General features: G+C 72.2%; 22 protein-coding genes, 1 pseudogene and 1 riboswitch. Of the genes and pseudogenes, 14 read left to right on the top strand and 9 right to left on the bottom strand.

What is annotated here, in order from left to right:
- Positions 1-14: 14 nt before the first annotated feature.
- The 5 genes from G127AT_RS12315 (at position 15) to G127AT_RS12295 (ending at position 4368) form a co-directional block, all read left to right on the top strand.
- On the top strand, positions 15-200 hold the full coding sequence (locus tag G127AT_RS12315; protein WP_210897299.1) for a thiazolylpeptide-type bacteriocin: 186 nt from the start codon (positions 15-17) through the stop codon (positions 198-200).
- A gap of 178 nt (positions 201-378) precedes the next feature.
- Positions 379-1296, top strand: a complete 918-nt coding sequence (locus G127AT_RS12310; RefSeq protein ID WP_210897298.1) for an ABC transporter ATP-binding protein — start codon at positions 379-381, stop codon at positions 1294-1296.
- Positions 1293-2036, top strand: a complete 744-nt coding sequence (locus G127AT_RS12305; protein ID WP_210897296.1) for an ABC transporter permease — start codon at positions 1293-1295, stop codon at positions 2034-2036. Before G127AT_RS12310 ends, G127AT_RS12305 begins: the two co-directional genes overlap by 4 nt.
- The gene (locus G127AT_RS12300) at positions 2033-3784 is read left to right on the top strand and encodes a YcaO-like family protein (RefSeq protein WP_210897294.1); all 1752 of its coding nucleotides are present in this window, start codon (positions 2033-2035) and stop codon (positions 3782-3784) included. Before G127AT_RS12305 ends, G127AT_RS12300 begins: the two co-directional genes overlap by 4 nt.
- Positions 3781-4368 carry a hypothetical protein gene (locus tag G127AT_RS12295; protein ID WP_210897292.1) on the top strand — a complete coding sequence of 196 codons (588 nt, stop codon included), beginning with the start codon at positions 3781-3783 and terminating at the stop codon, positions 4366-4368. The genes G127AT_RS12300 and G127AT_RS12295 overlap by 4 nt, the downstream gene beginning before the upstream one ends.
- On the opposite strand, the gene G127AT_RS12290 is transcribed toward G127AT_RS12295, so the two are convergent.
- Entirely contained in the window at positions 4291-4614 is a 324-nt protein-coding gene (locus G127AT_RS12290) for a DMT family transporter (RefSeq protein WP_210897290.1), read from the bottom strand. The genes G127AT_RS12295 and G127AT_RS12290 overlap by 78 nt on opposite strands.
- Positions 4615-4626: 12 nt before the next feature.
- A riboswitch (guanidine-III (ykkC-III) riboswitch) is annotated at positions 4627-4692 on the bottom strand.
- Positions 4693-4811: 119 nt separating this feature from the next.
- Between G127AT_RS12290 and G127AT_RS12285 the strand changes: the two genes are divergently transcribed.
- From G127AT_RS12285 to G127AT_RS12265, 5 genes are all read left to right on the top strand, one after another.
- Positions 4812-5378 (top strand): cysteine hydrolase family protein, encoded by a 567-nt coding sequence (locus G127AT_RS12285; protein ID WP_210897287.1) that lies wholly within the window; start codon positions 4812-4814, stop codon positions 5376-5378.
- A gap of 118 nt (positions 5379-5496) precedes the next feature.
- The gene (locus tag G127AT_RS12280) at positions 5497-6288 is read left to right on the top strand and encodes a hypothetical protein (protein ID WP_210897285.1); all 792 of its coding nucleotides are present in this window, start codon (positions 5497-5499) and stop codon (positions 6286-6288) included.
- 113 nt (positions 6289-6401) lie between these two features.
- Entirely contained in the window at positions 6402-7697 is a 1296-nt protein-coding gene (locus tag G127AT_RS12275; RefSeq protein ID WP_210897283.1) for an O-acetylhomoserine aminocarboxypropyltransferase/cysteine synthase family protein, read from the top strand.
- A complete protein-coding gene (locus G127AT_RS12270; protein ID WP_210897281.1) occupies positions 7694-8320 on the top strand; it encodes a CoA-binding protein in 627 nt (208 codons plus the stop codon). The genes G127AT_RS12275 and G127AT_RS12270 overlap by 4 nt, the downstream gene beginning before the upstream one ends.
- Before the next feature lie 581 nt (positions 8321-8901).
- Positions 8902-9240 (top strand): GIY-YIG nuclease family protein, encoded by a 339-nt coding sequence (locus tag G127AT_RS12265; RefSeq protein WP_210897278.1) that lies wholly within the window; start codon positions 8902-8904, stop codon positions 9238-9240.
- 147 nt (positions 9241-9387) lie between these two features.
- On the opposite strand, the gene G127AT_RS12260 is transcribed toward G127AT_RS12265, so the two are convergent.
- The 3 genes from G127AT_RS12260 to G127AT_RS12250 all read right to left on the bottom strand — a co-directional run bounded on the left by G127AT_RS12260 (position 9388) and on the right by G127AT_RS12250 (position 12586).
- Positions 9388-10359, bottom strand: coding sequence for a squalene cyclase (locus G127AT_RS12260; RefSeq protein ID WP_210897276.1), 972 nt, complete (start codon positions 10357-10359; stop codon positions 9388-9390).
- A 247-nt stretch (positions 10360-10606) separates the two neighbouring features.
- Positions 10607-11671: a Fic family protein gene (locus G127AT_RS12255; RefSeq protein WP_210897274.1), complete on the bottom strand. Its 1065-nt coding sequence runs from the start codon at positions 11669-11671 to the stop codon at positions 10607-10609.
- A 147-nt stretch (positions 11672-11818) separates the two neighbouring features.
- Positions 11819-12586, bottom strand: a complete 768-nt coding sequence (locus G127AT_RS12250) for an alpha/beta hydrolase (protein WP_210897272.1) — start codon at positions 12584-12586, stop codon at positions 11819-11821.
- 136 nt (positions 12587-12722) lie between these two features.
- Between G127AT_RS12250 and G127AT_RS12245 the strand changes: the two genes are divergently transcribed.
- A complete protein-coding gene (locus G127AT_RS12245) occupies positions 12723-13907 on the top strand; it encodes a DUF4232 domain-containing protein (protein ID WP_210897270.1) in 1185 nt (394 codons plus the stop codon).
- Between the two features lie 12 nt (positions 13908-13919).
- On the opposite strand, the gene G127AT_RS12240 is transcribed toward G127AT_RS12245, so the two are convergent.
- Positions 13920-15080, bottom strand: a complete 1161-nt coding sequence (locus G127AT_RS12240) for a GNAT family N-acetyltransferase (protein ID WP_210897268.1) — start codon at positions 15078-15080, stop codon at positions 13920-13922.
- A 122-nt stretch (positions 15081-15202) separates the two neighbouring features.
- Between G127AT_RS12240 and G127AT_RS12235 the strand changes: the two genes are divergently transcribed.
- Positions 15203-16582, top strand: coding sequence for an L-serine ammonia-lyase (locus G127AT_RS12235; protein ID WP_210897266.1), 1380 nt, complete (start codon positions 15203-15205; stop codon positions 16580-16582).
- A 409-nt stretch (positions 16583-16991) separates the two neighbouring features.
- Positions 16992-17846 carry a sulfurtransferase gene (locus tag G127AT_RS12230; RefSeq protein WP_210897263.1) on the top strand — a complete coding sequence of 285 codons (855 nt, stop codon included), beginning with the start codon at positions 16992-16994 and terminating at the stop codon, positions 17844-17846.
- A gap of 33 nt (positions 17847-17879) precedes the next feature.
- Here the strand turns inward: G127AT_RS12230 and G127AT_RS12225 are convergent, their stop codons facing one another.
- Both G127AT_RS12225 and G127AT_RS12220 read right to left on the bottom strand, forming a co-directional pair.
- A complete protein-coding gene (locus G127AT_RS12225) occupies positions 17880-18413 on the bottom strand; it encodes a rhodanese-like domain-containing protein (protein ID WP_210897261.1) in 534 nt (177 codons plus the stop codon).
- Positions 18414-18557: 144 nt separating this feature from the next.
- Positions 18558-19820 (bottom strand): M18 family aminopeptidase, encoded by a 1263-nt coding sequence (locus G127AT_RS12220; RefSeq protein WP_210897259.1) that lies wholly within the window; start codon positions 19818-19820, stop codon positions 18558-18560.
- 210 nt (positions 19821-20030) lie between these two features.
- Here G127AT_RS12220 and G127AT_RS12215 point away from each other — a divergent pair, with 210 nt between their 5' ends.
- Entirely contained in the window at positions 20031-20621 is a 591-nt protein-coding gene (locus G127AT_RS12215; protein ID WP_210897257.1) for an NADPH-dependent FMN reductase, read from the top strand.
- 73 nt (positions 20622-20694) lie between these two features.
- Here G127AT_RS12215 and G127AT_RS12210 read toward each other — a convergent pair whose 3' ends face one another.
- The gene (locus tag G127AT_RS12210; RefSeq protein ID WP_342344042.1) at positions 20695-21462 is read right to left on the bottom strand and encodes a nuclease-related domain-containing protein; all 768 of its coding nucleotides are present in this window, start codon (positions 21460-21462) and stop codon (positions 20695-20697) included.
- 17 nt (positions 21463-21479) lie between these two features.
- A pseudogene (locus G127AT_RS16335) lies at positions 21480-21584 on the bottom strand (DnaJ domain-containing protein); the annotation flags it as partial.
- Positions 21585-21686: the final 102 nt, after the last annotated feature.

Genomic DNA, 21686 nt, shown 5'->3' with positions numbered 1-21686 from the left:
AGAAAGGAACCACCATGAAGAACATGTCGCTCCTCGCGGCGGAGCTCGACGCCTTCGAGGCCGAGACGTTCGAGGTCAAGGACTACGTCGACTACTCGGAGATGGCCTTCGGGTCGACGTGCTCCTCGTCGTCGTCGTCCTCGTGTTCGTCGACGTGCACCTCGTGCTGCACCTCGACGTCGTCCTGCGCGACCGCGTGATCAGGCGGGGGCCGACGCGGGGTGATCGCGTCAGCCCCCTCGGCGGTGAAAGGACCACCGTGTCGAAGCTATCGCGCACCCGCCCGTGCGGGAACCGGTCGCGTCGCACGCGGTAACCGCGAACCCAGTACGACCCGGGCCGGGTGTTCGCACCCGGCCCGGCAACAGAGAGAGCGCAATGACCCACACAGACCCCATCGCCGCGTCGGCGCGAGACGTCTCGCTCGCGATCGGCCGCAAACGCATCCTCGAGGCCGTCGACCTCACGGTCGAACGCGGCTCGTTCCACGGCATCATCGGCCCGAACGGGGCCGGCAAATCCACCCTCTTCGACGTGCTCCTCGGCTTCCGCGCGCCGAGCGGCGGCGAGGTGCGCCTCCTCGGCCGCGCCCCGCGCCCGCGCAGCATCGAACTGCTTGCGCGCGTCGGCATCCAGCCGCAGCGCACCGCGTTCTTCCCGAAACTCACCGCGATCGAGCATCTCGAGGCGATCGCCGATCTCTTCGGCGCCTCGCACCGGCGGATCGACACGCTCATGGAGGCCCTCGACCTCGGCCCGCACGCCCGAACCCGTGCCGAGAAGCTCTCGGGCGGCGAGCGCCAGCGCCTCGCGATCGCCTCGGCCCTCGTGCACGAACCCGAGGTGCTCTTCCTCGACGAGCCGACCGCGGGCCTCGACCCCGGCGCCCGGCGCAACCTCGTCGAGCTGCTCCGCGGGGCCGACCTCAGCGAGATGACGACGATCTACACGACCCATTACCTCGAAGAGGCCGAGCGTCTCTGCGATGTCGTCACGATCCTCGACGGGGGCCGCACGCTCGTGACGAAGTCGCCGGCGCAACTCATCGGCGAGGCCCGGCTCGGCGTATCCATCCTGTTGCCGGCCGCCCTGCACCAGGCCGATCTGGCGGCCGGCCTGCCGAGCGTGACCGGCATCGACGTCGGCGACGACGGCGTCACGGTCCGCACCGTCGACACGGCACGCGCCTTCGCCGATCTCGCCGGCGCCGGGGTCGACACCGCGAACGCGCAGGTGCGCGGCGGCAGCCTCGAAGACGTCTTCCTCACCCTGACCGGACGGAGCTACGAAGCATGAGCACCCGCACCGCGCTTTCGCGCGTGATGTTCACCGCGGACCTGCGCGATTTCGCGACCCTGTTCTTCACCTTCGCGTTCCCGGCCGGGCTGCTGATCGCGCTCGTTACGGCGTTCGGAAGCCTGCCGTCGCCGCACGGCGGCGATTCCGTCAACGAGGTCTCGTCGAATGTGATCGCCTTCGGCACCGCGTTCGTGGGCATCTTCGCCGGCGCCTCGCATATCGCTGCCTGGCGTGAGAACGGCATGATGCGGGTGCTGCGCTCGGCGCCGGTGACGCCGGCGATGATCCTCGGCGCGCAGGCGGGCGTCGGTTCCCTGTGGGCGGTGCTGCAGTCGGTGCTGCTCGTGGGCATCGCGGTGACGCCGTGGCTCGGCATGACGCTGGCGGGCACGGCGCCGCTCGCGCTGGTGCCGATCGCGGCCGGGTTCGTCCTCTTCTTCTGCCTGGGCGTGCTGCTGGCGAACGCGGTGCCGTCGACGACGGCGGTGACGATGCTGTCGATGATCATCGTCATCCCCCTCGGCTTCGCGGGCGGTGCGATGATGCCGCTGGAGTTCATGCCGGCATGGGTGCAGGATCTGGCGCCGTTCACGCCGGTGCACCATATGCGCGAGGCGATCACGTTCACGCTCACGGGTCTCGGCGAGTGGGCGACGAGCGGTCTCGGTCTCGCGTATCTCGTCGGTGCGGGGGCCGTGCTGTTCCTGGCCGGGCGTGCGACGATGCGCTGGATGTGACGGTGCACGGCATCTGGGAGGCGGAGTCTGCCGCCGGGTCGCGGGCGTGGCTGACGTCTGCCACGGCGCTCGTGGCGGCGGCCGGGTTCGCCGGGGCGGATGCCGGCATGCGCGCCGAGCTGCGTGCCCAGTGGCTGCGCACGCGGCCGGTGCATCAGGGGGAGGCTGCGATGCACGACACCGAGGCGGTGGATGCCGGCTCGACCGCGCTCGTCGGGGTCGGCGCGGGCCGGGCCCAGCTCGAGGCCCTGCAGGCGTTCGCCGACGCGGTGGATGCCGGAGCGGCGCACGTGTGGGAGGTCGACCGGGTGAGCGCGCATGTGCGTCGCGCCCGGCTGCGGCTCGGCAGCGACGGGCTCGTCGTCTCGCATGATCCGGGTGCGGATGCCGATCCGCCCCGTATCGGGAGTGCCGCCCCGGACGGCGCTCCCGCGCCGGGCGGCGATCCGCTCCGTGCCAGACGGCTCGACGAGCTCGCCGGGCCGCTCGAGTCGGCTGGCCTCGTCAACGGCCTCGCGGCCCGCCTCGGCGGCGAGCCGAACCCGGAGATCGGCTGGCCGACGCTCGCCCCGGCCTCCGGTTCGTCGCCGGCGTGGAACGGCAGCCTCGTGCGCCGCCTCACCTGGTCGGGGCATGCCGAATCGTTCCGCACCTCCCGCATCGCGGCCCTCGTGGAGGGCATCGAGCGCCTCGTCGGCGGTTTGCAGCTCGAGGGCACCGTCACGGTCGCGCCGGGCGCCGGCCTACCCGGGCGGGTGCTCACCCCCGACGACTTCGACGCGTACCCCGAGGCCTTCTTCCGGCACGGCGGCTCCCGCTACGACCCCGCCGAGCCGCACGAGTGGGTGCGGGCGCGCTCGCTCGTCACCGGCGAGCCGGTGTGGGTGCCGCGCGAGCTCGTGCACTACGGGGCGCCGGTCGCGCGATCGCGGTGGGGCCTCGGCACCTCCTCGGGCTGTGCGACGGGGTCGACGACGGGCGAGGCTGCCCTCTTCGGGCTCCTCGAACTCATCGAGCGCGACGCGTTCGTGAACTCCTGGTACGGCCGGGTTCCGGCGATCCCGATCGACCCGGGCGCGCGCTTCGCACCGCTCCGGCGGCGGGTGGGCCTGCTCGGCTGGAAGCCCGAGCTCGGGCTGTTGCGCACGCCGCTCGGCCTGCCCGTCTTCGTCGCCTGCGTCGACACGGGCGCGATCCGTTCGATCGGGGCCGCATGCCACCCGGTGCCGGCCGTCGCCGCCGAACGCGCTCTCGCCGAGGCCGTCTCCTACGCCCCCGACCGCGAGCAGGCGATCCGCGCCGAACCGGAACGTGCGGCGGCGCTGCTCGCCGACCCCGCGCTCGTGCACGGCATCGACGATCACCCCCTGCTGGCCGCGGCCGGCGGCCCGGCCGATTACGCGGAGCTCGCCGGCACCGGCCGGGCCGTCGCGTTCGAGGAGGCCGTGCGGGCCCATGTCGACGAGAGCTGGGGCGCCGATGCGGTTTCGGGTGCGGATGCCGTGCGCGCCCGCCTCGTCGGGGCGCTCGCAGCGCGCGGCGTCGAAACCTTCGCCCGCGTGCAGACCGCGGCCTTCGAACGCGAACTCGGCCTGGAGACGGTCGCCGTGATCGCCCCCGGCCTCTCGCAGCTCGACTTCGGCTGGGGCAATCAGCGCGCCGCGGCATCCACCGCCCCGGCCCGCTTCGCACGCGAACTGCTCGGCTTCGAGCCCGAACCGCGGCGTCTGCCGCACCCGTTCTCGTGAACCCGCACCGGCTGCTCGCCGCCTACGCGGTGCTCTACGCGGCGACGCTCCTCGTCGCCGGGTCGCCGTGGACGGCGCTGGCGGCCGTCGCCCTCGGCGCCGGGGTGCTCGCCGTGGGCCTCGGCGTCCAGGCGTCGTTCGGGGGTCGTGCCCGCGCCCCGGGGCCGCTCGGCGTGCGGCTCATCGCCGTCACCGCGGCGCTCGAGGGCGTCGCCCTGGCCGCCGCGCTCGTGCTCGGCGCCGTCACCGGGGTCTGGTGGCCGGCCCTGCCGATCGTGCTTTCGGCGGTCACGGTGCACGTGCTCGTGCTCGGCGCGAGCATCCGCCGGCCCCTGGACGCCTGGCTCGGCGTCTGCCTGCTCGCGGCGACGGTCGCGGCCTGGCTGTGGTCGGCCGGAGCGCTACCGACCGTGTGGCCGCTCGCGGGGGCGGCCGCCTCGGGGGCGTGCCTCGCGTATGCGATCGTGCTCGCGCGGGCGGCGCGGGCTGCGCGGGCCGCTCCCGCCTCAGTGCCCGGTGTCGACGAGCTTCAGGCCGACGATGCAGCCGACGAGGCCCATGAGCAGCAGGATCTTCACCCATGACACCTCGGTGTCGCCGGCGGCCATCGCCCAGACGACGGTGAGGGCCGCGCCGATGCCGACCCAGACGGCGTAGGCGGTGCCGGTCGGGATCTCGCGCATCGCGAAGGCGAGGCCGCCCATGCTCGCGGCGAGCGCGGCGAAGAAGACGACCGAGGGCCAGAGTCTCGTGAAGCCCTCGGACTTGCCGAGTGCGGTCGCCCAGACGGCTTCGAGCACTCCGGAGACGATGAGCACGATCCACGACATGACGATTCCTCCATCGCCAGTCTTGTCGCGTGCCGGGTACTGGGTGCCCTCGTCCGGAACCGGGGATGCCGGTTGCCCACCAGGTTAGCCGCCGCCTCTGGGCAGGCCCTGGGCAGGACGCGGCGCGGCAGGATGTCGCGCGAGTCCGGCTGCCGTGACGGGGGCGGCCGCGCCCGGGCATCCACGATGATGGAGACATGCCGGACCGCCCCGAACTCGCCCGCAACGCCGCCCTCGTCGTCATCGATGTGCAGCGCGGCTTCGCCGACCCCTCGTGGGGCCGCCCGAACAACCCGGACGCCGAGGCGAACCTCGCGCGGCTCCTGGCGGCGTGGGCGGATGCCGGCCGCCCCGTCGTCCTCGTTCGGCACGACTCCCGCACGCCCGGTTCGCCGCTCGCGCCCGGCACCGCCGGCAACGCCTTCGCCGACGTCCTCGACGGGGTGACCGGCGATCTGCTCGTCACGAAGCATGTGAACTCCGCGTTCATCGGCGAGCCCTCGCTCGAGGCGTGGCTGACCGAACGCGGCATCCGTCAGATCGTGGTCTGCGGCATCCAGACGAACATGTGCGTCGAGACGACCGCACGCATGGGCGGCAACCTCGGCTTCGACGTCATCGTGCCGATGGATGCGACCCGCACCTTCGATCTCGCGGCCCCCGGCGGCCCCTCGCTCACGGCCGACGAGCTCGCCCGGGCGACGGCGGTGAACCTCGCCGGCGGCGGCTTCGCACGCGTCGTGGAGACCGCGTCGCTCGTGTGAGGCGCACGAGCCCGCGAACGTGACACCCGAAGCAGCGCGGCTCGGCGAACCTGCCGCCCTCGCCCACCGCGCACCCTCCGAACGTGACACCCGAACGGGGGTCGGCTAATCTTCCGGGATGCGTCCCCTCCGCGTGATCCTCCCCGCCCTGTTCGCCGTCGCCGCGTGGTTCGCGAGCGACATCCTCGCCGGTCTGCGTCCCTCCGATCCGGCGATCGCCGAGATCCTGGGGCTCGTCGCCCCCGACACCATGTCCGTCGCCCGCGATGCCCCGTTGCCGTGGGGCGTGCTGTACGGCACGGCCGCCGGTGTGGCCGTGTTCGGCCTGGCCGGGTTCTTCACCGCGGTCGCCGGCGTGCGCCGCAGCCTGGCCGGGTTCGCCGCCCTGTGGATGGGGGTGGTGCTGACGGGCGTGCTGGCCGCGGGCGTGCCGATCGCGGTGGATGCCGTGGGCGCCCTCGTCTCGGGCGACGACGTCACGGCGAGCGCCGCCGCCGTCGCGTCCGCCGCGTACTGGGGGGTGCTGTGGGGCTGGGTCCCCGCCCTCCTCGGTGTGCTCGTCGCCCGCCCGATCGAGGCCGAGGTCTACGTCGACCCGTACGGCCTGGCCCGCACCGAGGCGCTCGACGACCTCTTCGTTCCCGACCCGGCCGCCGAGGAGCCGCGCACGCTCCGCGGCGTGTTCTCCCTCGTGACGCTCGTGATCGCCGCGGTGGGCCTGGCGGGTCTCGTCTTCGTCACGCCGATCGCCGAGGACGCGTGGGCGGATGCCGTCGGCGCCGACGTCTCGGAGCCGAGCGAGCCTGCCGAGACGACCGAGCCGGCCGAACCCGAGGAGACGGATGCTCCGGCATCCACCGCCCCGGCGGCCCCGAGCGAGTCGGCGCCGGCAACGGCCCCCGCCGAATGAACCGACCCCGCTGAACGAGCCTGAGGGCCGCGACCGGCCGGCGCACCGCGAGCGTGTCGCCGGGTTACGCGTCGGATGCGGATGCCCCGCGCCGGCTCGGTAACCTGACCCGCATGGCAGACCGCGAATACGGCTTCAAGACGCGTGCGATCCACGCGGGCAACATCCCCGATCCGGTGACGGGCTCGCGCGCCCTGCCGATCTACCAGACGAGCGCGTTCGTCTTCGACGACACGGCGGATGCGGCGGCGCGTTTCGCCCTGCAGAAGTACGGCAACATCTACTCGCGCGTCGCGAACCCGACGGTGGCGAGCTTCGAGGAGCGCGTCGCGAGCCTCGAGGGCGGCCTCGGCGCCGTCGCCACGGCGAGCGGCCTGAGCGCGCAGTACATCACCTTCGCGAGCCTCGTCGGCACCGGCGATCACCTCGTCGCCTCCTCGCAGCTGTACGGCGGTTCGATCACGCAGCTCGATGTGACCCTGCGCCGTTTCGGCGTCGAGACGACCTTCGTGTCGGGCTCCGACGCCGCCGACTACGCGGCCGCGATCCGCCCCGAGACGAAGGCGCTCTTCGTCGAGACCATCGCGAACCCGTCGGGCGAGATCGCCGACCTCGAGGCGCTGGCCGACGTCGCCCATGCCGCCGGCATCCCGTTCATCGTCGATTCGACGATCGCGACCCCGTACCTGAACCGCCCGATCGAGTGGGGCGCCGATATCGTCACGCATTCGGCGACGAAGTTCCTCGGCGGCCACGGCACGACCCTCGGCGGCGTCGTCGTGGAGTCGGGCCGCTTCGACTGGCATTCGGAGAAGTTCCCCCTGTTCGGCCAGCCGGTGCCGAGTTACGGCGGCCTGGAGTGGTCGGGCAATTTCGGCGAGTACGCGTTCCTCACGCGTCTGCGCGCCGAGCAGCTGCGCGACATCGGCCCGGTGCTGGCGCCGCATTCGGCGTTCCTGCTGGCGCAGGGCGTCGAGACGCTGCCATACCGCATCCAGGCGCACATCGACAACACGCGCGCGGTCGCCGAGTGGCTGGACGCCGACCCCCGCATCGAGAACGTGTGGTGGGCGGGCCTGCCGAACCATCCGCACCACGAGCGGGCGCTGAAGTACCTGCCGAAGGGCCCGGGTTCGGTGTTCTCCTTCGAGGTGAAGGGCGGCCGGGAGGTCGGGCAGAAGCTCATCGAGTCGGTGGATCTCGCAAGCCATCTCGCGAACATCGGCGACGCGAAGACCCTCATCATCCACCCGGCGTCGACGACGCATGCGCAGCTCACCGAGCAGCAGCTCGTCGAGGCGGGCGTGCTGCCGGGCGTCGTACGGCTCTCGGTCGGCATCGAGGATGCCGACGACATCATCTACGATCTCGACCAGGCGCTCAGCGCCGCCACGGGAGGCACACGATGACCGACACGACGACGTCCGCGGTGGATGCCGCGAGCACCGCACCCGCCACGGGCACCGATCCTTCCTCCGAAACGGTTCGCTTCGCGAACGGCCTGAGCTGTTCGGTCCCGGCCTCTTCGCCGCTCGCGAAGCTCCTGAAGTCGCAGCGCACCTGGCAGGGCCCGGATGCGAAGGCCCGGCTCGGGATCCTGCGGGCGGCCAAGTCGGTCGCGATCGTCGGCGCATCGCCGAATCCGACGCGCTCCAGTTTCTTCGTCGGCACGTACCTGTCGCAGTCGAGCGACTACCGCCTGTACTTCGTGAACCCGAACGCGAGCGAGATCCTGGGCCGGCCGGCGTACCCCGATCTCGCGAGCCTGCCCGAGGTGCCCGACATCGTCGTCGTCTTCCGGCGCGGAAGCGACATCCCCGCGGTGGTCGACCAGGTCGTCGCCGCGGGCGCGAAGACGATCTGGGTGCAGCTCGGCATCTGGAACGAAGAGGCCGCCTATTACGGCGAGGAGCAGGGCCTCACCGTCGTCATGGACCGCTGCATCAAGGTCGAGCACGCCCGCTTCCACGGCGGCCTCCACCTCCTCGGCTTCGACACCGGTCAGATCACCGCCCGCAAGACCCTCCGCTGACCCGCCCTTCCCTCCCTCCCCGCCGGTCGAGTAGCGAGCACAGCTCGCGTATCGAGACCCCGCACCCCTCCCCGCCGGTCGAGTAGCGAGCCCAGCTCGCGTATCGAGACCCCGCACCCCCTCCCCGCCGGTCGAGTAGCGAGCACAGCTCGCGTACCGAGACCCCGCACCCCGCCCCGCCGGTCGAGTAGCGAGCGCAGCTCGCGTATCGAGACCCCGCACCCCACCCCGCCGGTCGAGTAGCGAGCGCAGCTCGCGTATCGAGACCCCGCACCCACCCCGCCGGTCGAGTAGCGAGCGCAGCTCGCGTATCGAGACCCTTCCGCCAAGCTGGCCTCGATACGCTCCTCCGTCGCTACTCGACCGACGCACGCCCATCCACCCGCCGGTCGAGTAGCGAGCACAGCTCGCGTATCGAGACCCTTCCGCCAAGCTGGCCTCGATACGCTCCTCCGTCGCTACTCGACCGACGCACGCCCACCCCGACGAACCTCTCCTCCCCGCACCCCCACCGCCGGGCGGTTCTCCACAGATCCCACGCCTCGCCGTATTCCGGCTGCAGTGTCCGGCACACTCGTCGCATGCCCACGGTCTACATCCTCGAATGCGCCGACGGCTCGTATTACGTCGGCAGTACCCGCGATCTGGAGCGGCGTCTCGCCGAACACCGGAGCGGGGTCGGCGCCGCCTACACGCGGCGTCGCTTGCCGGTTCGGCTCGCCTTCCGTCAGGATTTCGACCGGATCGACGAGGCTTACCGCCTCGAGAAGCAGGTGCAGGGGTGGAGTCGCCGAAAACGCGAGGCGCTCATCGCCGGCGACTACGCGCTGCTCCCGGCCTTGGCCCGAAAACCTCGTCTCGCCCCGCCCACCTCCCCGCCGGTCGAGGAGCGAGCGCCCCTCTCCCCGCCGGTCGAGTAGCGAGCACAGCTCGCGTATCGAGACCCCACCCGAACAGGCCTCGATACGCTCCTCCGTCGCTACTCGACCGACGCCACCCTCCGCCGGTCGAGTAGCGAGCGCCAGCTCGCGTATCGAGACCCGCACCCTCGATACGCTCCTCCGTCGCTACTCGACCGACGCCCGCCCGTCCCACCAGTCGAGCACGCGGGTCGCGATGAGCGTGAGCCATTTCGAGGGTTCGCCGCTCGGTGCATCGACCTCGACCCAGACCTGACCAGGCAGGGTGTTGCCCTGCCCCCAGGTGCCGTCGGGGCGTCGGGCGGTTCGGAGGTGCGCGACGGCGTCGGCGAGCCGCGGATCGGGCGCCGTGCCGTCGTGGGTGGATGCGGCGCGGAAGTGGTCGAGTGCGGCCAGCAGGTTGTATTGGTGCCGTGTCGGGTAGATGAGGTCGGTGACGAAGGCTCCGACGGGCTCTCCGGTGGATCGCCGTCTCATGAGCCGGCGTTCGAGCAGGTATTCCTCGCCGCTGTGACGCGCCTCCCGCATCGAGTCGTCGCCAGCGGCCTGTTCGTAGGCGAGGATGCCGGTGATCGCGTTGAGGGTGGAGTGGAACGACGAGCGCACGGAGTCCCCTTCTTCGGCTTCGCAGTTCCAGCCGCCGTCGGCGAGCCGGTGCTCGGGGAACCAGCTCACGAGCCTCGACACGTCGGCGCCGAGCCAGGCGCCGTTGGCCAGGGTGTAGGAGTTGAGGCAGACGTCGATTTCGCCGCCCCAGAAGGGCATGTCCTCGTACTCCCACCGGCAGTTCGCGTCGAGTTTGCCGGCGGTGTCGCCGAGCGTCCCGGCATCCACACCCCATTCGCGAAGGTCTTTCAGCACCCATGTGGTCGCGATCCACGGTTCTCCGTCGGAGTCGGCGCGGCTCCATCCGGCGGGGAAGCATGCTCCGCCCGCCCATTGGCCGTCGCCGTCCTGCTCGGCGAGGAGTGCGGCGCCGAACCCTTCGACGGCGACCCGGTCGCGCGTGGCCCGCCAGGTCTCGGGCGGCGAGCCGAGCAGGTCGCGTTCGACCTGCCAGCGGATCGCCGGGTCGGAGTCGAGCAGCCAGTCGAGGGTCCGCGTCGTCGCGTTCGTCATGCCGGGAGGCTACTCCCGCCCGCCCACGCGCGCCCTCTACCGGTGACGGCGCCCCAAGCGCGGGTGATCGCGACACGCCCGAGTATGCAGGCTTTGACGCCGCCGAGCGAGTGCCCGCCGACGAACCAGGGCCGCTCGCCGTCGATTGACGCTGCGGCGGATGCTCAGGGCTCCGCCCGCCGAATCAAGATCGACTTCGGTCGTGGGTGATCTGTCGAACACCCGGCGGAGTGCCGAGCAGCCACCGTTAGAGATCGTCAGGATCGTCGCGGACGAGGACCTCGAAGAACTCGCGGTTGATGAAGAGACGTTCGCGCCCGACCTTGTGATCCTCGAGAACCCCGGCAACCACGAGTTCATGCAGCCATTTCGTCGCGGTCGGCCTGCTTACCTTGCAGCGCGCGACGACATTCGAGATTCGGCAATAGGGCTGCTCGAAGAGGACGTCGAGGAAGTCGGAGTTCGAACCCGCGCTCGTCGTACGGATCTCGTCGCGCACCTTCGCTTGCAGCACCTGGATCGCGTCGATCTTGGCGAGGGTGGCGCGGGCGGTCCCCCGAACGGCATCGAGCATATAGAGCACCCATGGCTCCCATGCGGCCTCACGAGTGACGTCGAGGAGCAACCGGTAGTACTCCTCCTTGTGCGCGATGATGTACCGCGACAGATAGAGGATCGGTTCTTGGAGCAGTTCGTTTGCGACGAGCACGAGGATGTTCAGGATGCGCCCGGTTCGCCCGTTTCCGTCGGTGAACGGATGGATCGCCTCGAACTGGTAGTGCGCCACAGCCATCTTGACGAGAGGGTCGAGGTCGTCCGGATCGTGGAGGAAATCAGCCCAGTTGGCGAGCTTCTCGCGAATGACCGCGGCGCCGCTCGGAGGCGTGTAGATCGCACGCCGCGTCGCGGGGTTCGCGATGATCGTCCCTGGGAGTGTTCGCACGTCCATGTCTCGTCGGTGGATCGTCGAGCAGATGTCGATCGCCGTCGTGGCGGATAAGGGTCTCGTCTGGATGCTGTGAAGTCCCGCGAAGAGCGCTGCGCGGTAGCGCAACGTCTCCTTCGTTTCGGGTGATGCCAGATCCGAGTCTGTGTCTGCGAACCGAAAGAGGTCGTCCGTCGTCGTCACGATGTTCTCGATCTCCGAGCTCGCCTGCGCTTCGAGGATCGGGATCGAGTTGAGCAAGACGGCCGGATTCGACATCCGTCGTGCGGCTTGATCGAGGGCAGCGAGCGCCGCTCTGGCTTCGACGACGGACTTGAGGACGACGGCCGTCTCCAACCGGGCCACCGGAGGGAGTGCCGGAAGCATGTTGTACGGTTCGTCGGGTCGCCAAGTCACACCGGCACTCTACCGCCGAGTGGCGCGTTATATATAAATTTTTCGCCATTTTTTTTACACGTTCTGGTCATATGTCAACTGGCTTTGCATATGACCGGATCGCGAACCGGGCTCGGTCTACCCGGTGACGGCGACCCAGGCGCGGGTGATCGCGGCACGCACCTCGTCGTCGCTCGCGGTGGCGACGCCGTCGCCGGGCTGCACGCCGTAGTCGCCGAAGCTCGCGTGGTTCGCGCCGTCGATCTCGACGAGGGCGGTCGTCGGCGGCAGCAGGTGGGCGGCTGCGGCGAGATCCGCCTCGGATGAGAGCCGATCCTCCGATGCGGCGATCTGGACGACCGCGAGGTCGGTGCCGGACAGGTCGTTCGCGCAGTAGGAGCCGAGCAGCACGAGCCCGGCGACCGCGGGATCTTCGGCCAGCATGCAGGCTTTGACGCCGCCGAGGGAGTGCCCGCCGACGAACCAGCGGTCGACGTCGTCGATGCCGTCGATGAAGGCCGACAGCGGGCGGGTGTCGAAGAACGCCAGGTTCAGGGTGGGCTTGGTGATGACGACGGTCGCCCCCGTCTCGCCGGCGAGGTCGCGGAGCTTCGCGAGGTAGGCGGAGGGCTCGACGCGTGCGCCGGGGAGGAAGACGAGGCCGTCGCCCGAGGCGTGGTCGGGGTCGGTGGGTTCGATCACGAACGACGCTTCGGTCTCGGTGATGCGGATCGCCGGGTCGCGCCAGGCGTCGAGGGAGGCGGCCCGTTCTCCCGGGTAGAGGATGTGCGCCCACACCGCGAAGGCGACGATGACGAGCACGAGCACTCCGGCGAGGGCGATGAGCACGCCGGCGATCCGGCGGCCGGCGCGGCGGGGGCGGGCGGTTCCTGCGGCTTCGGTCACGTCTGCAGTCTGGCAGTTCCCGGTGCCCGGTCGCGGGATGCTGCGGCCTGGGCCCCGCGTGCCCCGAGGCTTCCTGCGTTCGGGAATCCGGTGTCGAAAGCGATGAGCCGGCCACGCGTGCCCCTAGGCTTCCCCCATGCGTGTCGTCCGTGTGCTCGTTCCCGCCATCCTCGCCGTGGCCGCCTGGTTCGCTTCCGACCGGATCGCCGAGGCGGCGGCCGCGTCGTTCTCGACGACGGTGTCGAAGGCGCTCCGCCTGATCGCGCCGGGTGCGCTCATCGGGCCGGTGGATGCACCGGGCGGCTGGGGCGGCTGGCTCGCGTTCGCGACGGTGGTCGCGGTCGCGGCCGCGTATGCCGTGTTCGCCCTCGTGTTCCGTGCCGGGCGCGGGGCGGCCGGGTTCGCGGCGGGCTGGTTCGCCGCGGTGCTGGCCGGCTCTCTGGTCGCCGGCGTCCCGGTCGCAGTGTCGATCATCGCCGGGGTGCTCGATCCCGTCGCCGCAGCGTCCGCGGCGGACGTCGTCTCGATCGGCCTTGCCGCCTACTGGGGCGTCTTGTGGGGGTGGATGCCGGCGCTGGCCGCCGTGCTCCTCGCACCGAAGCCGGCCGCGGCCGCAGCGCCCTCCACGACGCCGGCCGCGGCGGAGGGCGCCGAACCCGAGCCGGAACCGGCGGCGGCCGCAGCGCACCCGGCAGCCCCTCGCCGCCGTGCGGCCCTCATCGCCGCGATCGCCGTCGTCGCCGTCACGGGCCTCGTCGCGGTCGTCATCGCCGGCATCGGCGCGACGGATGCGAAGCGGGCGGCGGACCAGGCGGAGTGGGCGGCCGAGCAACCTCCGGTGCCCGAGCCGGTCGGGGTTCCGATCCCCGAGGTCGCCCCGGGCGAGTGGAACATCGACCCCGAATGGTGCACCGAGAACCAGCTCGAGTACACGCCCTCGACCCCCGATTCGGCGATGATGCATCGCGGCATGAAGATCACCGCGCGGAACGTGAGCAGCGCGCCCTGCGTGCTCGACGGCTACCCGGATGTCGCGTTCAGCGACCCGGTCGGCAACGGCTTCGAGTCGCACGTGCTGCACGGCGACGGCCATGCCACCGAGCGGGATGCGGGACCGGTGCGCATCGAGGTCGTGCCCGGCGGCGAGGCCGTCACGTGGCTGTCGTGGGATGCCCCGGCGGCGAGCGACCGCGACCCGGCCGGGTTCCTGCACATCGCCCCCTACGCGGGCGCGGTGCGGCAGATGGTGCCGATCGACACCGATATCACGGGCGGTGAGCTCGAGATCACCGCGTGGCAGGCGGCGGCCCCGGCCGCCTGAACGCGAGCTTGTTCAGGGCCGAGCGGATGCCCCGGCGCCCGGCTCCGGCGCATCCGCGTCCACGTCGCGCCCGAACGCGAGGACGTCGAACGTCGTGCCGTCTTCGCGCGTGACGGTGTGGGCGAGCTCGTCCATACGGGTGAAGCCGAGCGATTCGTAGAGGCGGTGGGCGCCGGTCATCTCCGGTCCGCTGTTCATGACGACGCGGCCGACCCCGCGAAGCCTCGCGAGCCGCAGCACGTGCCGGGTGAGCAGTGCGCCGATGCCGCGCCGGCGGGCGTCCGGTGCGACGGCGAGGAGCCGGAAGTCGAGTTCGCCGGGCCGGGCGAGGGCCGACATCGTCTCCACCGGGCGCGGCGTCGAGACGGTGCCGAGCAGTTCGCCGCTCGCGGCATCCACCGCGACCCAGACGAGATGCCGTTCGGCACGTTCGGCGACCGCGAGCATCTGCGCCCGGTATCCCTCGCCGATCTCGTAGTCGTGCTCGTAGGCGGATGCCGTGAGCGCACCGACCTCCTCGGCTTCGCCGGGCAGCATGAGGCGCACGCGCACATCGGCGCGTTCCTGCAGGGCGAAGCGGTACACGTAGGGCGTGACGGTGCCGCTCGCGGCCGGTTCGCGCTCGGGCACGCGCTCGAACCCGAGGCGTTCGTAGAGCGCCTGCGCACGCGTGTTCTTCGAGCCGGTGTCGAGCACGAGGGCTTCGGCGCCCCATTCCAGGGCGGTCTCGAGGGCGGCGCGCATGAGGGCGGTGGCGATGCCGGTGCCCTGCCCGGCCGGGTCGACGGCGAGGAGGCGGATCTCGGCTTCGCCGGGCCTGGCGACCCGCGCGTACGGGGTGAGGGCGCGCAGCACGCTCGCCGCCCCGACGATGCGTTCGGCACCGGCATCCGCACCCGCATCAGCACCAGCACCAGCACCACCACCAGCACCAGCACCAGCGGCATCCGCGGCATCCCCGGCATCCGCACCCGGGCCATCCACGGCGACGAGCACGACGCCCGACGCGGCCCGCCCGGCGGTGTCGCGCTCGAAGGCGAGGCGCTCCTCGGCGGGCGGCAGATGCCCGTACGGGCCGGCACGGAAGGCGCGTTCGACGAGCGCCGCCTCCTCGGCGAATTCCGCGGGGTGTGCGGGGCGGATGCGGATGCGCGGGGAAGGTGCGGCAGTCATGACGGATCAACGATAGTCGCGCGCGCAGATCGTGCGGTTCGGATGCGCGCCGGCCCTGATCGGCGCAGGAATCTGCGACGATGCGCGGCTTCCGTGCGCGCCCGCGGACGTAGCCTGAAGGGGTGACCGCGTTCGTCTCAGCGCTCGACCTGTTCTCGATCGGCATCGGCCCCTCGAGTTCCCACACCGTGGGCCCGATGCGGGCGGCCCGGGCCTTCGCCGCGGGCATGGCCGCACTCGGTCTGCTCGATCGTGTGGACCGCGTGGAGGTCACCCTGTACGGTTCGCTCGGCGCGACGGGCCTCGGCCACGGCACGCCCGACGCGGTCGTCGCCGGCCTCCGCGGGCTCGAACCGCACGACTGCGACCCCGACGAGGTGCGCGGGTGCTGGTCGGCGATGGATCCCGACACCCCCGTCCGCCTCCTCGGCACCCGCGAGATCCGCATGTCGCCGGCCGATATCGCGCTCGAGCCGCGCACGCGCCTGCCCGGACACCCGAACGCGCTCACCCTGCGCGCGTGGGCGGGCGCGTCGCCGCTGCCGCTCGTCGAGGAGACCTACTACTCGGTCGGCGGGGGTTTCATCCGCCGCGAGGGCGAGACCGCTGCCGAGGCCGAGGCGCTTCGGCATCCGCTCCCCTACGACACGGCCGCCGAGCTCATCGCCCTGTGCGACGAGTACGGGGTGGGCCTGGCCGACATCGCCCGCTACAACGAGGTGCCGGTGCACGGCGAGTCCGGCATCGACACCGGGCTCGATGCGATCTGGGCGGCGATGCACGAGTGCGTCGAGCACGGTCTCGGCACACGCGGAACGCTGCCGGGCGGCCTGCGCGTCAAGCGCCGCGCCCCCGAGATCCGCGAACGGCTCGAGGCCTGCGACGACGGGCGTGTGGATGCCGGCCGCGATACCTCGACCGAGTGGCTGCACGCGTACGCGCTCGCGGTGAACGAGGAGAACGCCGCGGGCGGGCGCGTCGTCACAGCCCCGACGAACGGCGCTGCCGGCATCCTCCCGGCCGTCGGCCACTACTACCTGCGGTTCGTGCCGGGTGCGGATGCCGCGGGCATCCGCACCTTCCTGCTCACCGCGTCCGCGATCGCGAGCCTCGTGAAGAAGAACGCGTCGATCTCGGGCGCCGAGGGCGGCTGCCAGGCGGAGGTCGGTTCGGCGTGCGCGATGGCCGCGGGGGCGCTCTGCGCCGTGCTCGGCGGCACGCCCCGGCAGGTCGAGAACGCCGCCGAGATCGCCATGGAGCACCATCTCGGCCTCACCTGCGACCCGGTCGGGGGCCTCGTGCAGGTGCCGTGCATCGAACGCAACGCGATCGCCGCGTCCACCGCGGTGTCGGCGGCGCGCCTCGCGTTGCACGGCGACGGCTCGCACCTCGTCTCCCTCGACGCCGTCATCGAGACGATGCGGCAGACCGGCCTCGACATGATGACGAAGTACAAGGAGACGAGCGAGGGCGGCCTCGCCGTCAACGTCGTCGAGTGCTGACCCCGCACGCTTCCCACTCCGCACTCTCTCTCCCCGCACCCTCCTCCCGCGCACTCTCCTTCCCCCGCACCCTCCCCAGCTGGCCACCACGGCTCCGGAGATAACCACGATTCCGGATGGATCCAGCCCCATCCATCCGAATCCGTGGCGATCCCCGAAACCACGACGCAGCCACGCCGCCCCTGCCCCCGTCCACCCCTGCGGGCGCCACCACGACTCCGGAGAAAACCACCACTCCGGAGATAACCACGAGTCCGGATGGATCCGGCCCCACCCATCCGAACCCGCGGCGCGGCCACGCCGCAGGTGCGGCCAGACCGCAGGTGCGGATGACGCCGCGCGTCGCCCCGGTGACGCGGTGTTGCGGCGCCCGTCGACGGGTGCCGCGCCCTCGGTTAGCGTTGCCGGCATGGCCGATCTCGAACTGTTCACCCCGCTCGTGTCGACGCAGTGGCTCGCCGACCATCAGGGCGCCGAGACCCTCGTCGTGCTCGACGCGACCGTGCTCGGGGTCAAGGGGGAATCAGGCCTGTCGTGGCTCAGCGGCCTCGACCGCTACCTCATCGACGGTCATGTTCCGGATGCCCGCTTCGCCGACCTCCTCGAGGAGTTCTCGGATCCGTCCGGCTCCTTCGGGTTCCCGCGGCCGGATGCGGAGGGTTTCGTCCGCGCCGCCCGCGGGCTCGGCATCGACGACGGTTCGACGGTCGTCGTCTACGACTCCGGGCAGGGCCAGTGGGCTGCGAGGCTCTGGTGGATCTTCCGCTCCTTCGGGTTCGAGCGCGTCGCAGTGCTCGACGGGGGCCTGGGCGCCTGGCGGGCCGAGGGCCGCGGGCTCGAGACGGGATACGTCGCCCCGGGCACGGCGGGCGCGCTCACGGTCGAGGAGCAGCCCGGCCGTTGGGCGGACGTCGCCGAGGTCGAGGCCATCGTCGCCGGCACGGCGACGGGCACCCTGGTGTGCGCCCTGCCTGCCGGGGCGACGTCGGCCGGCGGCAGCGCCGCCCGCATCCCGGGCAGCGGCACGATCCCGTTCGCGGCGACGATCGACCGGCAGACGGGGTTGCACCGCCCGGCCGCCGAGCTCGCTGAGCTCCGCCCCGCCGACGAACGCGTCGTCGTGTACTGCGGGTCCGGGATCGCCGCCGCCGGCACCGCCTTCGCCCTCGAGCTCGCGGGGCATCGCGGCGTCGCCGTCTACGACGGTTCGCTCAACGAGTGGCTCGCCGACCCGGCGCGGCCGGTCGCGGCCGACGCCGCCTGACCCGGCGCGCCCGGGCATCCACCGCCGAAACGGTCAGCAGCCGCAGGCGACCGTAGCGCCTCCGGCCGCGGCGCCTCCGGCCGCACCCGCCGCGAGCGCACCCGGCGCGATGCCCGTGCGCGCATCCACCGGGTGGCGGTGGCGGCCGCCGTCGCCGGTCTCGAACTCGTATCCCTCGCGCACCCAGTATTCGAAGCCGCCGAGCAGCTCCTTGACGGGGTGGCCCGCGAGGGCGAACTCGAGCGCCGCGCGGATGCCGCCGTTGCAGCCGGGGCTCCAGCAGTACACGACGACGGGCGTGCCGACGGGGATCAGCTCCGCGGCGCGCTCGGCGATCTCGCGCGTGGGGAGGTGCAGGGCGCCTGGGATGTGTCCCTCATCCCAGGCGCCCCGGTTCCGGGAATCCACGATGACGAATCCGGCGTCGCCGGCGGCGAGCTCGGCGGCCACATCCGACGGGTCCGTCGTCATCGCGAGCCGTTCGGCGTAGTAGCGGGCGGCGGCGGCCGCGTCGGGCGCGGCGGCGAAGACGGCGGCATGCGGGGCGTTGGCGGGCGAATGCGTCATGCGCCCATCATGCCCGGCGCCGGCCGCGCCGGGCCCGGCGGATCCGGTCATCGCCCCGCGATATCCCGCCAAGCCGAGCCCGACAGGCTCCGGCGACTCTGGTCACCCGGCGCCTCGGCTCCCGCGCGTAGAACGCGGCCGACCTCACGCCCCCGCGTAGAACGCCGTCAGCGCGTCCCCGAGGGCGACGAGGTCGTCGACGTGCGCGAGCTCGCGGGCGGAGTGCATCGACAGCAGGGGCACGCCGACGTCGACGGTGCGGATGCCGAGGCGCGTCGCCTGCAGCGGGCCGATCGTCGAGCCGCACGGAATGGCGTTGTTGGCGACGAAGGCCTGCGTCGCCACGTCCGCCGCCGCGCAGGCGCGACGCCAGAGTGCGGATCCGGCCGCGTCCGTCGTGTAGCGCTGGTTCGCGTTGAGCTTCAGCAGCGGGCCGCCGCCGAGCACGGGCCGCACCTCGGGGTCGTGGCGGTCCTGGTAGTTCGGGTGCACGGCGTGGCCGGCGTCGCTCGACACGCACCAGGATGCCGCGAACGCCCGCCGCCGTTCGGCGTCGCTCGCCCCGAGTCCGTCGTAGATCCGGCCGAGCACGTCGACGAGGAAGGTGCCGGCGGCGCCCGTGCGGGTTTCGGAGCCGACCTCTTCGTGATCGTAGGCTGCGAGCACGCGGATGCCGTCGGCGTCGTCGGAGCCGAGCAGCGCCCGCAGTCCCGCGTGCACCGAGCTCAGATTGTCCAGTCGCGTGGAGGCGAGGAAGACGCCGCCCGCGCCGAAGCGGGCCGGGGCCTGCGTGTCGACGGCGAACAGGTCGGTTCCGGCGATGTCGTCGGCTTCGCATCCGGCGGCGGCGGCGATGACCTCGGCGATCTCGCCGGCGTCCTCGGTGCCCCAGATCGGTTGTGTGTGCCGCTGCCGGTCGAGCAGGAGGCCCTTGGAGATCTCGCGGTCGAGGTGGATCGCCAGCTGCGGGATGCGCAGCAGCGGCCCGGTGCGGACGAGCCGCGATTCGCCGCTGCGCAGCACGACGCGGCCGGCGAGGGCGAGCTCGCGGTCGAGCCATGAGTTCAGCAGCGGTCCGCCGTAGATCTCGACGCCCGCTTGGGCGAGGCCTGCCTGGCGCACGGTGCCGCCGGGTTTCAGCTTGAACCCGGTCGAGTCGGTGTGGGCGCCGATGATGCGGGAGGGCGTGACGGCATCCGCACCCACGGGCACGACCCAGGCGATCACCGCCCCGTCGCGCACGGCGACGCATCGGCCCGGTCCGGTCGGCCATGCCTCGGTCTCCTCGACGCGGGTGTAGCCGGCGGCCACGAGGCGCCGGGCGACCTCTTCCGCGGTGTGGAACGACGACGGCGACGCCTGCACGAATGCGGCGAGGTCGTCGATGACGGAGTCGGTCTGCCTCATGCGACCATCCAAACATCCGCACCCGAGCGCAGGCGAGGCCACGGGACGCCCGGCAGGGGTGCACGTCGCAATCCCGCCGCTCACCGGCATCCGCCGGCCGCCCGGCGGCGCATCCGCGACACCCCGCCGGCCCTCGGCGCCCGCCGACCCTCGACACCCGCGCCGCGGCAGGGCAGAGTGGAAGGTACGCGAAATGCTCTGGGGGGACGCATGGTGCTCATCAACGAACACGAACCGCCGTACACCGTCGGCGTGCTGATCGGCTCGCTCTCGGTCGAGTCGATCAACCGCACGCTGGCGAGCGCGCTCATCCGCCTCGCGCCGGCCGAATTGCGGCTGCACGAGATCCCGATCGGCGATCTGCCGCTCTACAACCGCGACTTCGACATCGACTATCCGCCGGCCGCGCGCGACTTCAAGCAGGCCATCGCCGAGGTCGACGCGGTGCTCTTCGTCACGCCGGAGTACAACCGTTCCGTGCCGGGCGCGTTGAAGAACGCGATCGACTGGGCGAGCCGGCCCTTCGGCACGAACGCGTTCACGCGCAAACCGACGGCGGTCGCCGGCGCGTCGATCGGCGCGATCGGCACGGCGGTGGCGCAGCAGCAGCTCCGCAGCATCCTGAGTTTCTGCAACGCCCCGCAGATGAACGCACCGGAGGTGTACATCCACATGCGCCCGGGCCTCATCACCGACGACGGCGAGGTCACCGTCGAAGGCACGCGCGAGTTCCTCGCCGGGTTCATGCAGGGCTTCGCGGACTTCATCACCCGGGTGCTGACGATCATCCCGCGCGACTGACGGCTTCGGGTGCGGATGCCCTGGCGCGCACGCGTCGGCCGGCGCCCGCACGGGCGCACCCGGCAGCCGGTCCCTACGCGAATCGCACGGCCTGCTGCAGGCGCGTCCGCACTTCCATGAGCTCGGTGCCGCCGATGGAGGCCGAACCAGGGATGCCTTCGCGCACCGCGCTCGCGAGCCGGGAGCGCCGGACGAGGGCGACGGCGGCCCCGCGGACCCGGCCGATCTCGGCGAGCGGTTCCTCGGCGGCGTCGTCGGGGACGACGACGAGCAGGGCGGTGGGCTTGACCTTCGCGGCCCGCCCGACGGCTTTCGCACGGGCGGCGAGGGCGCGCACGGGGCGTTCGCCGGCGAGCGCTTCGCCGATGAGTTCTCCGCGGCGGATCCGCACGGGCCCGCCCCAGTCCTCCGACTGGATCGCGAACAGCCCCGTCGGCCCGAGCACGAGGTGGTCGAGCTTCGGCGGCAGGCCGGGGCCGGCGGCGTCGGTGGCGAGGTCGTGCCAGACGGTGAACGCGATGCCGAGGCTCGCGAGGGAGCGTGCCGTGGCCTCTTCGGCGAGCGCGTCGGCGAGGGTGTGGCGGATGTCGCGGGGGGCGGATCTGACGAGCGCCGGGTCGTAGGGGTCGTCGAGGGTGACGCCGCGTCCGGCGAACTCGCGGATGAGGTTCAGGTAGCGTTCGCGACGCCAGCCGCCCGGGTGCCCGTGCGAGCGGGCGAGGGGCGGGAGTCCCGTCGCGGCCGGGGCGGGGCGGGCGCCCAGCTCTCGTGAGCGGGTTCGGCGCCGGCGCCGCGGCGGTCGTAGTCGGCGCGGGCGGTGGGGGTGCCGATGAGCTCCCATGCGAGTTGGACGGCGTGGAAGCGGACGACGTCGCCGCCGGTGTCGGGGTGGGCCTCGCGCAGGGCGCGCCGGTAGGCACGCCTCAGCTCGGCGTCGGTGGCCGTCGCCTCGATGCGGAGCACCGCATACGGCGACTCGGAGAAGGGACCGTCGGGCACCCATCGAGACTACTCGCCCCGCGGCCCGGAGCACGGCCGCCCGCAGCACCTTCCCGCGTACCGTGG

This window comes from Agromyces archimandritae (assembly GCF_018024495.1).
Taxonomy (GTDB): domain Bacteria; phylum Actinomycetota; class Actinomycetes; order Actinomycetales; family Microbacteriaceae; genus Agromyces; species Agromyces archimandritae.
The sequence above is the reverse complement of the archived record's forward strand: the minus strand, read 5'-3'. Positions and strand labels throughout refer to the sequence as shown.

Bases quoted from the DNA above. Each gene is read 5' to 3' on its own strand.
- G127AT_RS12290 (WP_210897290.1), bottom strand. From the start codon at position 4,614: ATGTCGTGGATCGTGCTCATCGTCTCCGGAGTGCTCGAAGCCGTCTGG.
- G127AT_RS12285 (WP_210897287.1), top strand. From the start codon at position 4,812: ATGCCGGACCGCCCCGAACTCGCCCGCAACGCCGCCCTCGTCGTCATC.
- G127AT_RS12275 (WP_210897283.1), top strand. From the start codon at position 6,402: ATGGCAGACCGCGAATACGGCTTCAAGACGCGTGCGATCCACGCGGGC.
- G127AT_RS12225 (WP_210897261.1), bottom strand. From the start codon at position 18,413: ATGACGCATTCGCCCGCCAACGCCCCGCATGCCGCCGTCTTCGCCGCC.
- G127AT_RS12240 (WP_210897268.1), bottom strand. From the start codon at position 15,080: ATGACTGCCGCACCTTCCCCGCGCATCCGCATCCGCCCCGCACACCCC.
- G127AT_RS12255 (WP_210897274.1), bottom strand. From the start codon at position 11,671: ATGCTTCCGGCACTCCCTCCGGTGGCCCGGTTGGAGACGGCCGTCGTC.
- G127AT_RS12270 (WP_210897281.1), top strand. From the start codon at position 7,694: ATGACCGACACGACGACGTCCGCGGTGGATGCCGCGAGCACCGCACCC.
- G127AT_RS12260 (WP_210897276.1), bottom strand. From the start codon at position 10,359: ATGACGAACGCGACGACGCGGACCCTCGACTGGCTGCTCGACTCCGAC.
- G127AT_RS12220 (WP_210897259.1), bottom strand. From the start codon at position 19,820: ATGAGGCAGACCGACTCCGTCATCGACGACCTCGCCGCATTCGTGCAG.
- G127AT_RS12230 (WP_210897263.1), top strand. From the start codon at position 16,992: ATGGCCGATCTCGAACTGTTCACCCCGCTCGTGTCGACGCAGTGGCTC.
- G127AT_RS12310 (WP_210897298.1), top strand. From the start codon at position 379: ATGACCCACACAGACCCCATCGCCGCGTCGGCGCGAGACGTCTCGCTC.
- G127AT_RS12305 (WP_210897296.1), top strand. From the start codon at position 1,293: ATGAGCACCCGCACCGCGCTTTCGCGCGTGATGTTCACCGCGGACCTG.
- G127AT_RS12215 (WP_210897257.1), top strand. From the start codon at position 20,031: ATGGTGCTCATCAACGAACACGAACCGCCGTACACCGTCGGCGTGCTG.
- G127AT_RS12280 (WP_210897285.1), top strand. From the start codon at position 5,497: ATGCGTCCCCTCCGCGTGATCCTCCCCGCCCTGTTCGCCGTCGCCGCG.
- G127AT_RS12245 (WP_210897270.1), top strand. From the start codon at position 12,723: ATGCGTGTCGTCCGTGTGCTCGTTCCCGCCATCCTCGCCGTGGCCGCC.
- G127AT_RS12265 (WP_210897278.1), top strand. From the start codon at position 8,902: ATGCCCACGGTCTACATCCTCGAATGCGCCGACGGCTCGTATTACGTC.
- G127AT_RS12210 (WP_342344042.1), bottom strand. From the start codon at position 21,462: ATGGGAGCTCATCGGCACCCCCACCGCCCGCGCCGACTACGACCGCCG.
- G127AT_RS12315 (WP_210897299.1), top strand. From the start codon at position 15: ATGAAGAACATGTCGCTCCTCGCGGCGGAGCTCGACGCCTTCGAGGCC.